Consider the following 14,975-nt stretch of genomic DNA (forward strand, 5'->3'; position numbering starts at 1 on the left):
CAACCCCGAAAGATTGGCCGTTTAAATAGGTTTCAATGTTATTATTCTTTAACTAAACTTTCGCTGGACTGTAAACCATTGCTACGAATGGTTATCTGGTAAAAACCGGATGCCAGAGCTGCTGTATTAACGTGGATGAGATTGGTTCCTGCTGCAATATTCAGGTTTTCACTGTAAACAACCTGTCCAAGAATATCGGTAATCACCAACATGCCATCTCCACCTACAGGCAGGTTATATCTTACTTGAACATTATCGGTAGTTGGGTTAGGGTAGAGGTCAATCGCGAAATCGTGGGCCTGATTGCTGATGCTTTGAATAGTGCCGTCATTAATATTGATATTGTCCACATACAGGTTGTTTTCATAATCTGTAATCGTTCTGAATTTCACAAAAAACTGCTCTGAACCGAGATATGCACTCAAATCAATACTTTCATTTCTCCATTCATCATCTTCTGGTTTAAAGCTAATGGCATGCACCGGAGCAGTCTGAAGGTCAGGATTAGCCTTTTTATACACAGAAGTCCAAGTCGTACCACAATCATCGCTTACAAGCACTTCCAATGTATCTGAATAAATTCCACTCGCAGTATATAAGGCATAGGCAACATCGAATGTAAACACGATTTCGGTCATGCCGCTGAGGTTATATGCCGGCAATACAAACTCATCAATCGCACCCGGATTATTGTTGTTGAAATGCTGACAATAGATAGAATAAGTGCCTAAAGCAGCAGCAGTATTAGTGCGTTCCCAGGTTTCGCCACCATCAGGGTTCGAAAGGGTATAACCATCATAAGGAAATCCACTGGCTTCAAATCCTTGAGACACAGGGAGTGGTAAAGTGCCCAAATTCACGAGGAATTCAGATTCAACCGTGTTATCACTCATATCAGCATCTATAAAACCATTTGGATTGTCAACAGTTGCTTCAAGTGTATGTTCGCCTTCAGCAACGGCAATAGCAGGTAAGCTAACTTCTTCAGTTGCACCGGATGTCAATGAACCGGTCCAGTTGTAAGTTAATGTTGAACCACCATCAATAGCATAATTAATATCCAATGAGGTTAAAAGTTCAACTCCATGGTTTTTTATTGTTACTTTAGGTGTTACCGAAAGGTCACAAACTGTGCCTCCGGGTAATGTCATAACTGCTTGTGCATCATATGGTTGGAGGCCGCAACCTTCACTAGCTGTTAAGCTGTGACGAGAGCCTCCTTCTTCAAATAAAGCAGCTATTCGGTTTGCCTGACCCTGGGTAAATAGGTTCATACAAGCATCATCACTATAGTCCATATAGTTTTGGAACATGATACCGGGTGATACTGCTGAGCAGGCATCTGTTTTTGGATATCCCGGACAACCATAAGTTTCAACCTTTTGGTTAGGTGTATCGTCAACTAAGTCGCTGCCGCCACAATTCGTATCATCTCCCCAAATATGGCGTAAGTTAAGCCAGTGGCCAACTTCATGTGTTGCAGTTCTACCTAGATGGTAAGGATATCCGGCATCCTCATAACCCACATGTTCAAAGTGAATTACCACGCCATCAGTAGCGTCAGGACCGCCGGGAAATTGAGCATAGCCTAATAATAATGCACCCAAGTTACAAGACCAGAAATTCAGGTAGCTATCGGCAGGCCACGCATCTGCGCCGCCGCTTGCATCAAATTTCACATCATCGTTATCGTTAAAAGAGTTCGTAGTTGTTTCTGTGCGAATGATACCTGTGGTTGGATTACCATTAGGGTCGATTTGCGCCAGACAAAATTTTATGCCACAATCAGCAGCTACAAGTGCAAATGGAGCCGGAGTATCCGTTGTGTCGGCATTGAGTCTACCAAAATCCTCATTTAAAATTTCCAATTGCTCTAAAATGCGCGCATCTGCTATATTCTGAGCTGCTGTTTTATATACAATATGAAACACCACCGGAATCGTTACAATGGTTTCCGTTGCAGTTTTAGCGGCAGGATCCATTTTTTGGACTGCTTTTGCCGTAAAATTTTCAATTGCTGCGCGTTTTTGGTCATAATCAGGGTATTTTGCCCTTAATACAGCCTCGTGTTCATTGGTGGAACAACGATTAACCTGCGCAATTACCGAACCGGAAAAAAACAGGGATAAAACAAGAATTGTAAGTAGCTTTTGCATGATGTGAGTACGAATTTTACTCAAAGGTAATATTTGTTAACAGGCATTCAAATTCAATGAATGGTAATTGCCAGTCACTTTGTTGGAAAACTTACAAACGTTCCGCTGAAGGGCATTTACAAGGCTTTAAACATGACCTGAAATGCCTAAATACACATCCTGACTTACTTTATCAACATTTTTCACTACCTTTGCACATTCAAAGCAGCTCCTTCCTGACATTACGAATAATCATCATACGGTTAATGGACGTGTAAATATGTGAGGCGGTAGATGATGTAATGTATTATAACTAATTGATATTTAAGACGTAATGAAAAACTTTTCAGAGTTAGGACTCTCGGAAGCAGTAGCGCTTGCTATTACCGAGCTGGGTTTCGAAAAACCAACACCCATTCAGGCACAAGTTATTCCGGCAATGCTGGAATCTGCCAAAGATTTAATTGCCCTTGCCCAAACCGGCACAGGCAAAACAGCAGCATTTGGTATCCCACTCGTGGAACTGATTGATACAAGTGCCAAAAAGCCACAGGCGCTTATTCTGGCTCCAACCCGCGAGCTTTGCGTGCAAATAGAAAATGACCTTAAAGGCTTTTCGCTGCATACCAAACATTTTTACACAGTAGCCGTATATGGTGGTGCTAACATTAGAACCCAAATCGACCAGTTGCGCAAAGGCGTTCAGGTTGTTGTGGCAACACCCGGTCGTTTAATCGACTTACTTGGCCGTAAAGCCGTGGATCTCAGCCAAATCAAATATCTCGTTTTAGATGAGGCAGATGAGATGCTGAACATGGGTTTTCAGGAAGATATTGATGAAATTCTGGCAACTACACCAAAAGAAAAAGTAACCTGGTTGTTTTCGGCTACTATGCCTACGGAGATTAAAACCATCTCCAAAAAATACATGAAAACACCGATGGAAATTTCTGCCGGTAATGTAAATCAAACCAACGCAAACATCGAACACCAGTATTATCTGGTGCAACCTAAAAATAAGTATCCCGCTTTAAAACGTATCCTCGATTATAACCCGGATATCTATGGTATCATTTTTTGTCGTACAAAAGCCGAAACGCAGGAAATAGCTGAAAAACTGATAAAAGACGGTTATAACGCTGATAGTCTTCATGGCGATTTAAGTCAAATGCAACGTGATAAAGTAATGCTTGCATTCAGAGAAAGAACCTTGCAAATGCTTATTGCTACCGATGTTGCAGCTAGAGGTATCGATATTGATAATCTGACCCACATCATCAACTTACATTTACCTGATGATATGGACTTTTATACCCACCGAAGCGGCAGAACTGCCCGTGCGGGTAAAACCGGTATTTCTCTGGTATTGATATCTGAAAAAGACCTTTACAAAATCAAACATCTGGAACGCAAACTGCAAATGCAGTTCAAAAAAATGACCGTTCCTACAGGAATTGAAGTTTGCGAAAAACAACTCCTCAATATGATTCACCGCGTTCACGAAGTTGAAGTAAACGAAGCTGAAATTGAAAAATATCTTCCGGTTATAGAAAAGGAATTTGCTGATATGTCGAAGGAAGATGTATTAAAAAAATTCGCTTCTTTGGAATTTAACCGGTTCTTAGAATACTACCGTTTTGCTGAAGACCTGAATATCGGTGAACGCCGCGAAGTGCGCGAATATGCTACTCGCAAAGGCAATAACGACCTCATGTTCATCAACCTTGGTAAAATGGATAATGTTGGCGCCAAAGACCTGGTGGAGATGATCAAACAGGTTGGAAATGTGCGTTCACACGACATTGGAGATATCCGTTTAAAAGGTGCTTACTCGTTTTTCGAAGTACCGGCAAATGTGAGTCAGCGTGTAGTGCAGGCCTTTAACGGCTTCGTTTACCGCGGCAGAAGGGTAAGAGTTGAAATTCAAAACGAACGTCAGGAATTCCCTAAAAAGAAAGCACATAAAGGCGGAAGCCGCGAAATGAAACCTTACAAAGGAAAACGCAAGTAATTCCTTCAAAGTATAAAAACGAAAGGCAGTTCAGTAATTGAGCTGCCTTTTTGTATTTATTACAAAAAGATTATCCACAGCAAATACCGTGTTGTTATAGTCACCCGCAATCGGTCAAAGCGAAGCCGAATAACCGGGGATTATCCTAAAAATCGCTACATATTTTGATAGCAGCTATCCGTTTTTTGATTATATCTAATTCATTATCAAATTATTAGGTATAATTTTCCTTTTTGGTTGGGGCAAGATGTACATGAAGTTAGGCATGTTAATCAGGTGCTCTTTATTGGACCACTCACCTTTAAGTTCAATACCTTGCCGACCAGCCATTTCCCGCTTTTTTCCACAGTTAAACCTTACCAAAATGACTGATGTTTCTGAGAGTTCAATATATTCGCATCTTAACTACTTAAAAGAAAATGATACATCACAGCAATTGGCAACTGCCTTATGAAGTAAATGCTGCTTATAAACAGCGCACTGCTTACTTCTGTATGGAGTTTGGCGTACATCAGGCACTTAAAATATATAGTGGAGGTTTGGGTTACCTTGCGGGCAGTCACATGCGCTCGGCTTATGAGTTAAAACAAAATCTTTTTGGAATCGGCATGTTATGGCGCTACGGTTACTACGATCAGGTTCGTGACGACCATAACTATATGGCTGTTCAGTTTCAGAAAAAACTCTATACTTTCCTGCAACAAACCGATATTCAGTTTACCATGCAAATTGATGGTAAAGATGTGATTGTAAAAGTGTTTTACCTCGCTCCGGAAGTGTTTGGCAGTGCACCGTTGTTTTTATTAAGCACCGATTTCCCGGAAAACGAGGAATACGCAAGAGAATACACCCATCGACTTTACGACAGAAGTCATGAAATACGAATTGCCCAAAACATGATCTTGGGTATTGGCGGAGCTAAGGTTGTGGAAATGCTTGGCGGGGCTGATAATTATCATATGAATGAAGGCCATGCATTGGCTATGACGTTTTACCTCTTCAGCAAATTAAAAGATGTTGATGAAGTGCGTAAACGTGTGGTTTTTACAACCCATACACCTGAAAAAGCAGGAAACGAAGAGCATGATATCAATGAAATGAACCGCATGGGATTTTTCTCAGGTGTGCCACTCGATTTGATTCGTCATATCACTAAAACGGAAGGCGATATGTTGGGTTATACGCCATCTGCGCTCTACATGAGTAAAATTGCCAATGGGGTAAGTAAATTGCATGGCGAAGTGAGTAAAGAGATGTGGAAAGATTACCAGGGCACCTGCAATATCACCAGCATCACGAATGCGCAACAGAAGAAGTTTTGGGCAGATAAAGAATTGAATCAGGCCTATATCAACCGCGATGAAAGCAGTCTGATTACCGTTAAAAAAGAACTCAAACGTGAATTGTTCGAAATTGTGGCTAACCAAACGGGTAAAATGTTTAATCCCAATACGCTCACAATTGTCTGGTCACGCCGGTTTGCCGAATACAAAAGAGCAAATCTGATTTTCCGCAATAAGGAACGTTTTTTCAACTTGGTTAACAATCCGAAATATCCTGTTCAGGTAATCTGGGCCGGTAAACCGTATCCATTTGACCATGGTGCAATCAATACTTTTAACGATATCGTTTCCTTTACCATGGATCGCCCTAATTTGGCGGTTTTAACGGGTTATGAAATCGAACTGAGTTATTGTTTGAAACGTGGCGCCGACGTTTGGCTAAACACACCTCGTCGCCCGCGTGAAGCTTCCGGTACATCAGGTATGACTGCAGCTATGAACGGCGCAGTAAATGTGAGCGTATTGGATGGATGGATTCCTGAGTTTGCAGTTCACGGTGAAAACAGTTTCATCATTCCGCCTGCCGACCATAATACGATGGACAATGTGAGTATCGACAACTTCGACTTTGAAAACTTAATGAATGTGCTTGAAAACGAAGTGGTTCCGGCTTATTACGAAAACCGTGCAAAATGGCAGCAGATTGTTCGCCGCAGTATGCATGATGTTTATCCGTATTTCGACAGCGACAGAATGGCACATGAATATTATCAGAAATTATACAGTTTTCAATACAATCCGGTAGATCAGTTATTGGATTCAGTATTGAATCACGACACTAATTAAGTGTTTATAACATAGGTGCAGCAAGCATTTCAGAAAAATGCATATACTATTTTTCTAAATTGTTTTGCTGCATTCTTTTTGCTGCCTGCATGGCTTGTTCAGCCATTTGTTTAAAGGTGATAAGCACCTGTTGCATCATCTCGGCATCAAAAAAAAGGGCAAGTTGTTCCCAGGAAGAAAAATCGGCTTCTTTAAACTTGTAGGTTTGCTCAAAATGGCCGGCTTCAATTTTTACGATATATTTTTCACTCCAGCTAAATACGCTTATTTTGAATTGCGGATGTGGTATACTGCCTAAAATTCTCATTGTATTGGAAGTTTTGCCATCATTGCATCCAGAATAGGCGCAACGGCAGGGCAAATTTCTGCATTTTTAAGGGTGATATCAGCTATTTGATACAGCTTTTTCTGATTAGTATGTGGATAGGCCTTACAAGCGCCTGGTCGTACTGCATAAATGCTACAGGCGTTATCCGGCATTAAAAAGGGACATGGAACGGTATGCATCACCCAATCGCCATCTTCATCAATAACCGCATATTGGGCCACAAATTGTGCTGCGGTAATTTTTAAATGATTGGCAATACGCATAATGTCCTTCTCCTTTAACAAGGGAGGATAAGTTTTGCAGCAATTGGCACAGGTGAGACAGTTGGTATTTTCAAACACCAAATCGTGACATTCCTGAGCTAGTACATCGTCAGACGACGATTTACGTTTGCGCAAAAAAGCAAATAAATTCCCGTAACGCTGCTTTTGTTTGTTGGTTAGTTGTGCAGGTGCCGCCATTACACTACTTAAAACGGAAGGTCGTCCTCTGCTTCAGGAAGTGGAGCCGGTTCAACATACGTGTTACTGCTGTTGTTGTTTTCCACCTGACCTGAGCCGGCAGCAACTTTTTCCATGCGCCAAACATCGAGGTTAACAAAATAGTTGGTGCGACCTTCTTTTTCCCATTTAGAGCCTTTGATATTAAAGGTAACTTTCACCTCATCACCGAGTTTGTAGTTATCGAGCAAAGGACAACGGTCCTGAGTAAGCTGAAACTTAATCACATCCGTAAAAACTCTGTCGCTAACGTTTTCACTCTTTTCAATAACAAATTCCCTTTTTTTGAAAGATGCTGAGAATTCCTGTGTTGGGAAAATCTCCAGCAATTTACCTGATAATTCGTAAGCCATTTCTCAATTTTTTTCAAAGATAAATTTTTTCCTGTAAAACCCCGAAATATATCCAATGTTAACTCAGTGTAAAGTCGAAATAGCTCTAATGTAAATTTAATATGAACAAAATGCGAATTGTAAGTTAATTCCGTCTTAAATTTGTGTAAACAAAAACAAAGGCTATGAAAAACTTACTCTTCATAATTTTTATCGCAACATCGCTGTGTGCTACCGCTAATCCTGGTAAAAACCTGTCATCTGCTCAATTTGTGCAGTTACCCGGATCGCTTACTGAAGTGCGTTACTTTTACCCTGAAGGCAGTTTGATGCAGATAGGTTATATGGATAATGGTGTTAAAACAGGAGAGTGGATAACTTATAATCGCGAAGGTAATATCACAGCTAAGGCATATTATGATCATGGTAAAAAAGTAGGTAAATGGAAAATATACAATGATGCCGGTGAAGTGGTTTATAAAATCCAATACCGCGACGATAAAAAAATATGGGCACAACAATATGATGCTGATGGCAATACCATTGCATTCAACTATAATTAAGCTATTGATGATTTTGACTTAAATTCATTTAAGTTGATTGCAGAATCCGCCTTTGGGCGGATTTTTTATTTACATTTGTTGCAAATATTTTAACATGCGTTTTATAATAACAACCGGTTTTATTTGTATTGTCAGCTTACTTTCGGCGCAATTACCTTCTGTAGATATTTATTACGGCAAATTAGGTCAGGCAAATGGCATATGGTCGCTGAGTGATATGAAAAATATTACTGCACGTGTTGGTTATGATAATCAGCCTTCGTTTTCAACTGATGGCGGAACAATTTATTATACATCTATTCAGGACTCTTTTCAGGCAGATATTTATACTTATGTGCTATCAACAGGTGTAACCACGCAACTTACCAATACATTGGAAAGTGAATATTCGCCGGTAGTATTACTTAATGGTAAAGGCTTTTCTGTTGTACGTGTTGAAAAAGATTCTACGCAGCGCATGTGGGCTTTTAAAAATGATGGCAGTAAACCAAAGGTGATGATGGATGAAATTGATAGCATTGGTTATTATTGTTCCATTGCCGATAAACAGTATGCATTTTTTATGGTTACAGATACACCAACATTGGTGTTGGCAGATGCTAAAAAACAAACAACTAAAGTAATCGACAATAATATTGGTCGTTGTATTAAAGTAATTCCGGGCGAGCAGGCAATTAGTTATATCGTAAAAAATTCGGATAAGGAATATATGCTTAAACGATTTGATTTAACTACTCAAACCAGTTCGTTAATTACCATGTTACCCGGAGTAAGTGAAGATTTTATCTGGACAGCAAATGGTGATATTTTAATGGCCCGCGATAATCAAATCTGGATGTTTTCTTATAAAGCAGAAAAAAAACAATGGAGCCGTATTATTACTATTAAAGAATTAAAAGGTAAAAAAATATACCGACTGGCACTTGCCGCTGATGGTATTGGATTTGCATTTGTTGCTGACGAATAAAATGTATTGCTCTTGCTGCCTTTCGATTTTAATTTAACAGCCAACACACCTGCTACTGCAGCGCTTAAAACTGCCGGTTGCAAAACGTTTGAAGATGTTTGTCTGTATGTGGCAAAATTGCCCTATCAGCGTAATATGGATAAAGCAAATTCCCTTTGTGTTGTAAACGAACAATGTGGAACCTGCAGCACCAAACATGTATTGTTAAAAACAATTGCAGAAGAACATCATAGAAATGATATTCATCTGGTAATCGGAATTTTTCTGATGACCCGCAACAATACACCTAAAATAACGCCGGTATTAAATTCCTTTAATTTACGTTATATACCAGAAGCACATTGTTATCTTACTTATGAAGGTAAAATATATGATTTTACATTTCATAACACCAATTTAGATTTTGACCAGGATTTGCTGGAAGAACATATTGTAAATGCTGCTGATGTTGCGCGTGAGAAAATAAATTTACATCAGCAATATATCAGAAAATGGTCGCGACGCGAAGAAATTCCCTATGCTCTGGAAGAAATATGGCAAATTAGAGAGTTATGTATTTCTGCTTTAAGCAAATAAAAAAACCGGATAACGATTTTTTAAATCCCGCTATCCGGTTTTGTATAATTTATTAAATTATTCTATTACAATTTGTTTTACAACAATACCATAATTAGTTAATAATTTAACGGTATAAATTCCGGATGCAATTGCACTTGTTTGCAGTGTAACGATATTTGAATTTACATTCGTAATAGTTTGTATTTGCTGACCATTCACCGAATATAATGTAATGGTTTCTACCTGTAAATTATTGCTGATTGCGATATGTAATTCATCATTAACCGGGTTTGGATAACAGGTTACAAAACGATTGTAATAATTATCTGTTATACCTTGCACAACAACAATCATTTCTTCGGTAGTTACAGTACATCCTGCTGCACTGGTAACAACAACATAATAATAACCGGTAGTTTCAGCAACTAATGTTTCATTTATAGCACCCGGTATTGGGTCGCCATTAAAATACCACTGATAAGTTCCGCCACCGGTTGCAATTAAATTGCCATCACCCATATCTGTTACTGTTACAACAGGATATGGGTTAACTGTTATTGTAACCGTATCTATTCCAACACAACCTTCTGCATCAGTTCCTGTTAAAATATAAGTTGTAGTAATATCTGGTCCGGCATATGGATTATAAATATCGCCATCACTTAAACCGGTTAAAGGAAACCAGGTATAATTTGTTGCGCCTGAACCTGATAATTGAATACTGTCGCCTGCGCAAATTTCTGCATTTTGACCGGCATCAATTGCAATTGTACATGATTCATCTGCACCTAAACAACAGTTACCACCATCGCTCATATTCCATGTACCTGAAAATGCGCCGTATTGATATTCAGAGTATCGAAACATACCATCAAGATTTGTGGAAAAATAATCCACTGCCTGATCAACTGTATTACATCCACCGGGAACATAATCGGTATCACATTCATAAGCACAAATCATGTATCCATACCCATCAGCATCAAAAAGTGTAACCGGTGGATAATTTAATATGGAAACAATACCTGCATCAACACCGCTTACACTGGTTGAACCGCCACTGTTATATCCGGCATACAAAACTTCTACAACATTGCCTGCGTAAGTGCCCGAAATGGTTACATGTAAATCCTCATAGGAGCATAAACCAATTCTAATATTTGGAATATTTTCATCGATGTTAATAGTAAATGTTCCACCATCATAATTAGAGTAAACCAAAATATTACCTGAGGGATTACAAATGCCTTGAGCACTTAAATTGCTTACTGCAATTATTGAAAACAAAAAGGAAAAGAGGAGTAGGTGTTTTTTCATTGTTATGGTTTTTAGTTGTATGAAATTTATCAAAAATTAACCATACGAAAGTAAGTGATAAAGTCGGGAAAACGAATATTCAAGGTTAATTAATTATCAATTCCTCATTACCGGTTAAAAAAATTGATTTTCAACCGGGAACTTTATGCTGAGTTCATGTAATTTATGTCACAAAAGGCCTTAAAAAGCATTTCATTTACATTTCTTTTACAATTTAAACCCATTCTGCCTGCTTCCACTATTTACATTTGCACATAGCGGCTGTCATGAAGGAGTTTATGAAAATCAACACACACATTTTTTTTAAGATTCTGCTAACCCTGTCGTTTTCAGCTATCTTTTTTATACCGGAAGCAGAAGCTCACGTCAAATGGTTTACCGATGGGAGTTATGCTGACAGGCCGTTGCGACTTGGCGAAGTAATGGAGGGGCGATTTTTTTATACCCTCTTTACTATTTGCCTTGTTACCGTAGTATTTGGTGTTTGGCTGGATAGTAAAATATCCAACGCTCGCTGGTATCATCGAATTGATGACTGGCTGGATAACCGTAAAAGTTATGCAACTATTGTGTTGCGCGTTGCCACAGCTATGGTTTTGATTTTAAGTTGGCAAAGTAACGCGATGATTGTGCCTACAATCCCCGTTCCTGCTAAGTTTGAATGGATTGGCTGGTTTCAGTTTGTGCTGGCCTTTTGTCTCCTGATTCCCAAATTAGTGCCATTAGGCGGTTTAGGTATCATCGTAATCTGGATTGTAGGTAATTTAACCCTGCATCCGTTTCACATGCTCGATTACATGATGTTTGCCGGCGTAGGCTTTTACCTAACCTTTGCGACATTGAAAAATGGCAAATTCAAAGATACCGGATTGGTAGTTTTGTATGTTACCGTTGGTTTTTCGCTTTGCTGGGTTGCCCTCGAAAAATTCATTTATCCGAACTGGAGTTTGTTTTTAATCAAAGAACATCCGGACCTTGCAATGGGCTTAAACTTCGATTTCTTCCTGAAATCGGTTGGTTTTGTTGAGTTTGGACTCGGATTTTTGCTGCTGATTTGTTTATTACAGCGGCCTTTAGCCATTATTATAACAATCGTGTTTTTTATCACAAGCTCCGTTTTCGGTAAAATCGAAATCATCGGACATACTATGATTCACGGCGCCTTGGTTGTATTCTTATTGGAAGGCCCCGGAAAACATTACCTCAGGTTGCGTGCCTGGTTCCGTAATATCTTTACCAGAATGACATTTACCGCGGTAACATTCATTTTGTTATTTGTTCTATTATCTGTGAGTTACTCTTCACTGGCCGACAATAAATATCATAAAAAGCAGGAATTCCTATCTAAAAAACCTGAAAGCCAGGTAAGTGAAGTAGAAATGGCCGGGTATCCAAAAGATGAAATTCCGGGTGTATGGATGGATATTAATCCTGATTTGAAGGACGGTTACAACATTCATTTTGTAACTACCAATTTCCGTTTCGCGCCTGAAAAGGTAAGCACCATGCATGTTATGGGCGAAGGCAGTATCAATTTATATGTGAATGGCGAAAAAGTAGCCCGCATTTACAGCGAATGGTATCATTTGAACCTGGAGCCCGGTAAATATGAAATAATGGCAACACTGAACTCTAACGTGTTATCAGAGTATACCATCCGTGGTAAACCAATATCAGCTACCGAAAACCTTACTGTTGAGTGATATCCAATAGTTACGTGTTAACAAGCTACCTTATCATTTAACCGCAGTTTGCTACTTTTGCCAATATGACTGAAGTTGACATTTTTATTCCTGCTTTATCGACCAATTATTTCCTGAAACCGGATTCAATATGGTGAAAGTTTTGGAAAAAGCCGGATGTAAGGTGCATTACAATCCGAACCAAACTTGTTGTGGGCAACCGGCCTTTAATGCAGGATATTGGAAAGAAATGGAAGACGTTGGCAAAAAGTTTTTGGCAGATTTTGCAAATTCCGATCGCTACGTTGTTGGGCCTTCAGGTTCATGTGTTGGTTTTGTAAGGAACTTTTACGGCACTTTATACGCTAATACTCCCGTACACAATTATTATAAAGGGCTTAGAAAAAACCTTTTTGAATTCAGCGAATTTATGGTTGATGTTTTAAAGGTTGATAATATTGGTGGAAAATTAAATGCAAAAATCACGTATCACGATGCATGTGGTGCTTTGCGTGAATGTAAAGTAAAAGAGGCACCACGTAAATTGTTGAGCAATATTGAAGGAATTGAAATTGTTGAAATGACAGATGCAGAAACCTGTTGCGGATTTGGTGGAACCTTTGCAGTTAAATTTGAACCGATTTCAACCGGTATGGCTGATTCAAAAGTAAATAACGCAATTGCTACCGGAGCAGAATATATTGTTTCAACCGATTATTCCTGCCTCATGCATTTGCAAGCCTATATTGAAAAACAGCAAAAGCCGATAAAAGTGCTGCACATTGCCGATTTACTCGCTATGAGTTTATAATGGATTTTTGTGCGTTGTATTTTATCTTGTGAAATTAAATTGATGATTATGGCAGGGTTTGATGAAATTGCAACACAAATAAAAAATTACAGGGAAAAGGGTTTACGATTATTTACTTCTTCATCTTTTCAAACGCATAGCACCGTTTTACTGCATATTATTTCCAGAATAGATAAATCTATTCCCGTTTATTTTCTCAATACAGGTTTTCATTTTCCGGAAACCATGATGTATAAAAATCAAATTACTGAATTATTCGGACTAAATACCATTGCAGTTAAATCTGCAACGCCTAAGCTTATGCAGGTAGATGAAAATGGTCGTTTCTTGTTTACTTCCGATCCTGATTATTGTTGTTATATCAATAAAATTCAGCCGCTGGAACCTGCATTAAATTCATTTGATGTTTGGATAAATGGAGTACGTGCCGATCAAAATGCAAATCGCGCAACGTTTCATCTTGAAGAAAAAACCAATCACCGTGCATTTCGCTACCACCCAATGTTACAATGGACGAATCAGATGATTTATGCTTATATCCGTGAACACAATATTCCAAAACATCCGCTTGATGAAAAAGGGTATATGAGCATTGGATGCGAACCCTGCACGAGAAAAATAAGTCTCGAAATGTTGGCTGATGAGCGACAAGCCAGATGGTATGGTATGAATAAAACAGAATGTGGTTTACATACAGAATTAATTAAACAATGAAAATTTTAATTACCGGTGGAGCCGGATATATTGGTTTTGAACTTGCAAATGTTTTAGCAGCAAACAATGCTGTTGAACAAATTATTTTATACGATAATTTAAGTCGGCATAACGAAAACATTTTTTTTGGAGAACCGAAAGGCCATGGCAAATTCAAACTGGTAAAAGCAGATATTCTGGATGCCAGAAAATTAAATGCCGCAATGAAGGGTGTAGATATTGTATTCCATCTTGCTGCAAAAGTATTAACACCATTTGCCAATCAGGACCCGCACTTTTTTGAACAAATAAATCACTGGGGCACAAGTGAAATAGTTGAAGCTGCAGAAAAAAATAATATCAAACATCTTATTTATCTGAGTAGTGCATCTGTTTACGACCGAATAACCGAGCCGGCAACGGAAACAACTATTCCCAATCCGAATACCTATTATGGAATTTCTAAGTTAAGGGGAGAAGAACATATTCAGCGACTGGAAAGTATGGTTAAAACGCAAATTATTCGTTGCGGCAACGTTTATGGCTATAGTATTTCGATGCGCTTTGATGCGGTTATAAATAATTTTATGTTACAGGCCAATTTTGAAAATAAAATTTCAATTCATGGCACCGGTGTGCAAACCAGAGCATTTATTCATATTGATAATGCCGTTGAAGCATTGGCTCAATTGCCGTTTAGTAATATTCCTACCGGAACATATAATCTGGTTACAAAAAATCTTGCGGTAAATGATATTGCGGAAGCAATAACAACGTTGTATCCGCAATGCGACCGCTTATTTATTAATCAACACTTACAGCTTGGCAGTATCCGGGTAAGCACATCTTCAAAACTTTGGGATTATATTAAAATTGAAGAAAAACCGTTATTGGATGAACTGACTGCATTCAAAAATAAATTTGCATTCTCCGGAAAAAAGTAAACCTT

At 38.7% G+C, this 14,975-nt stretch carries 13 protein-coding genes and 1 pseudogene; 9 read left to right on the forward strand and 5 right to left on the reverse strand.

Annotated features, from left to right (window positions below; all coding sequences use genetic code 11):
• Positions 1 to 41: 41 nt before the first annotated feature.
• Complete coding sequence (locus tag IPI65_18000; protein MBK7443319.1) at positions 42 to 2,156, reverse strand: choice-of-anchor J domain-containing protein; 2,115 nt, start codon at positions 2,154 to 2,156, stop codon at positions 42 to 44.
• Between the two features lie 313 nt (positions 2,157 to 2,469).
• Here IPI65_18000 and IPI65_18005 point away from each other — a divergent pair, with 313 nt between their 5' ends.
• Positions 2,470 to 4,146 carry a DEAD/DEAH box helicase gene (locus tag IPI65_18005; protein ID MBK7443320.1) on the forward strand — a complete coding sequence of 559 codons (1,677 nt, stop codon included), beginning with the start codon at positions 2,470 to 2,472 and terminating at the stop codon, positions 4,144 to 4,146.
• 419 nt (positions 4,147 to 4,565) lie between these two features.
• Positions 4,566 to 6,275, forward strand: a complete 1,710-nt coding sequence (gene glgP, locus IPI65_18010; GenBank protein ID MBK7443321.1) for an alpha-glucan family phosphorylase — start codon at positions 4,566 to 4,568, stop codon at positions 6,273 to 6,275.
• A 46-nt stretch (positions 6,276 to 6,321) separates the two neighbouring features.
• On the opposite strand, the gene IPI65_18015 is transcribed toward glgP, so the two are convergent.
• From IPI65_18015 to IPI65_18025, 3 genes are read right to left on the reverse strand one after another with little or no spacing between them, the layout of a single operon-like run.
• Positions 6,322 to 6,582: a hypothetical protein gene (locus tag IPI65_18015; GenBank protein ID MBK7443322.1), complete on the reverse strand. Its 261-nt coding sequence runs from the start codon at positions 6,580 to 6,582 to the stop codon at positions 6,322 to 6,324.
• Positions 6,579 to 7,064 carry a YkgJ family cysteine cluster protein gene (locus tag IPI65_18020; protein MBK7443323.1) on the reverse strand — a complete coding sequence of 162 codons (486 nt, stop codon included), beginning with the start codon at positions 7,062 to 7,064 and terminating at the stop codon, positions 6,579 to 6,581. Before IPI65_18020 ends, IPI65_18015 begins: the two co-directional genes overlap by 4 nt.
• Positions 7,065 to 7,072: 8 nt before the next feature.
• The gene (locus tag IPI65_18025) at positions 7,073 to 7,456 is read right to left on the reverse strand and encodes a DUF3127 domain-containing protein (GenBank protein ID MBK7443324.1); all 384 of its coding nucleotides are present in this window, start codon (positions 7,454 to 7,456) and stop codon (positions 7,073 to 7,075) included.
• 164 nt (positions 7,457 to 7,620) lie between these two features.
• Between IPI65_18025 and IPI65_18030 the strand changes: the two genes are divergently transcribed.
• From IPI65_18030 to IPI65_18040, 3 genes are all read left to right on the forward strand, one after another.
• Positions 7,621 to 7,998 carry a hypothetical protein gene (locus tag IPI65_18030; protein ID MBK7443325.1) on the forward strand — a complete coding sequence of 126 codons (378 nt, stop codon included), beginning with the start codon at positions 7,621 to 7,623 and terminating at the stop codon, positions 7,996 to 7,998.
• A 94-nt stretch (positions 7,999 to 8,092) separates the two neighbouring features.
• On the forward strand, positions 8,093 to 8,965 hold the full coding sequence (locus IPI65_18035) for a PD40 domain-containing protein (protein MBK7443326.1): 873 nt from the start codon (positions 8,093 to 8,095) through the stop codon (positions 8,963 to 8,965).
• 12 nt (positions 8,966 to 8,977) lie between these two features.
• Positions 8,978 to 9,541: a hypothetical protein gene (locus tag IPI65_18040; protein MBK7443327.1), complete on the forward strand. Its 564-nt coding sequence runs from the start codon at positions 8,978 to 8,980 to the stop codon at positions 9,539 to 9,541.
• 57 nt (positions 9,542 to 9,598) lie between these two features.
• On the opposite strand, the gene IPI65_18045 is transcribed toward IPI65_18040, so the two are convergent.
• The gene (locus tag IPI65_18045; GenBank protein ID MBK7443328.1) at positions 9,599 to 10,840 is read right to left on the reverse strand and encodes a T9SS type A sorting domain-containing protein; all 1,242 of its coding nucleotides are present in this window, start codon (positions 10,838 to 10,840) and stop codon (positions 9,599 to 9,601) included.
• Positions 10,841 to 11,118: 278 nt separating this feature from the next.
• On the opposite strand from IPI65_18045, the gene IPI65_18050 reads away from it, so the two are divergent.
• The 4 genes and pseudogenes from IPI65_18050 (at position 11,119) to IPI65_18065 (ending at position 14,970) form a co-directional block, all read left to right on the forward strand.
• On the forward strand, positions 11,119 to 12,543 hold the full coding sequence (locus IPI65_18050) for a hypothetical protein (protein MBK7443329.1): 1,425 nt from the start codon (positions 11,119 to 11,121) through the stop codon (positions 12,541 to 12,543).
• A 91-nt stretch (positions 12,544 to 12,634) separates the two neighbouring features.
• Positions 12,635 to 13,333 (forward strand): annotated as a pseudogene (locus IPI65_18055) ((Fe-S)-binding protein).
• 42 nt (positions 13,334 to 13,375) lie between these two features.
• Positions 13,376 to 14,047: a phosphoadenylyl-sulfate reductase gene (locus IPI65_18060; protein MBK7443330.1), complete on the forward strand. Its 672-nt coding sequence runs from the start codon at positions 13,376 to 13,378 to the stop codon at positions 14,045 to 14,047.
• A complete protein-coding gene (locus IPI65_18065; GenBank protein MBK7443331.1) occupies positions 14,044 to 14,970 on the forward strand; it encodes an SDR family oxidoreductase in 927 nt (308 codons plus the stop codon). The genes IPI65_18060 and IPI65_18065 overlap by 4 nt, the downstream gene beginning before the upstream one ends.
• The last annotated feature ends 5 nt before the right edge of the window (positions 14,971 to 14,975 follow it).

The sequence above is a fragment of the Bacteroidota bacterium genome (genome assembly GCA_016706255.1).
GTDB lineage: Bacteria > Bacteroidota > Bacteroidia > Chitinophagales > BACL12 > UBA7236.

Excerpts from the sequence above, each read along its gene's own strand:
- IPI65_18065 (MBK7443331.1), top strand. The coding sequence starts at position 14,044 with ATGAAAATTTTAATTACCGGTGGAGCCGGATATATTGGTTTTGAACTT.
- IPI65_18020 (MBK7443323.1), bottom strand. The coding sequence starts at position 7,064 with ATGGCGGCACCTGCACAACTAACCAACAAACAAAAGCAGCGTTACGGG.
- glgP (MBK7443321.1), top strand. The coding sequence starts at position 4,566 with ATGATACATCACAGCAATTGGCAACTGCCTTATGAAGTAAATGCTGCT.
- IPI65_18015 (MBK7443322.1), bottom strand. The coding sequence starts at position 6,582 with ATGAGAATTTTAGGCAGTATACCACATCCGCAATTCAAAATAAGCGTA.
- IPI65_18000 (MBK7443319.1), bottom strand. The coding sequence starts at position 2,156 with ATGCAAAAGCTACTTACAATTCTTGTTTTATCCCTGTTTTTTTCCGGT.
- IPI65_18005 (MBK7443320.1), top strand. The coding sequence starts at position 2,470 with ATGAAAAACTTTTCAGAGTTAGGACTCTCGGAAGCAGTAGCGCTTGCT.
- IPI65_18045 (MBK7443328.1), bottom strand. The coding sequence starts at position 10,840 with ATGAAAAAACACCTACTCCTCTTTTCCTTTTTGTTTTCAATAATTGCA.
- IPI65_18025 (MBK7443324.1), bottom strand. The coding sequence starts at position 7,456 with ATGGCTTACGAATTATCAGGTAAATTGCTGGAGATTTTCCCAACACAG.
- IPI65_18030 (MBK7443325.1), top strand. The coding sequence starts at position 7,621 with ATGAAAAACTTACTCTTCATAATTTTTATCGCAACATCGCTGTGTGCT.
- IPI65_18050 (MBK7443329.1), top strand. The coding sequence starts at position 11,119 with ATGAAAATCAACACACACATTTTTTTTAAGATTCTGCTAACCCTGTCG.
- IPI65_18035 (MBK7443326.1), top strand. The coding sequence starts at position 8,093 with ATGCGTTTTATAATAACAACCGGTTTTATTTGTATTGTCAGCTTACTT.
- IPI65_18060 (MBK7443330.1), top strand. The coding sequence starts at position 13,376 with ATGATTATGGCAGGGTTTGATGAAATTGCAACACAAATAAAAAATTAC.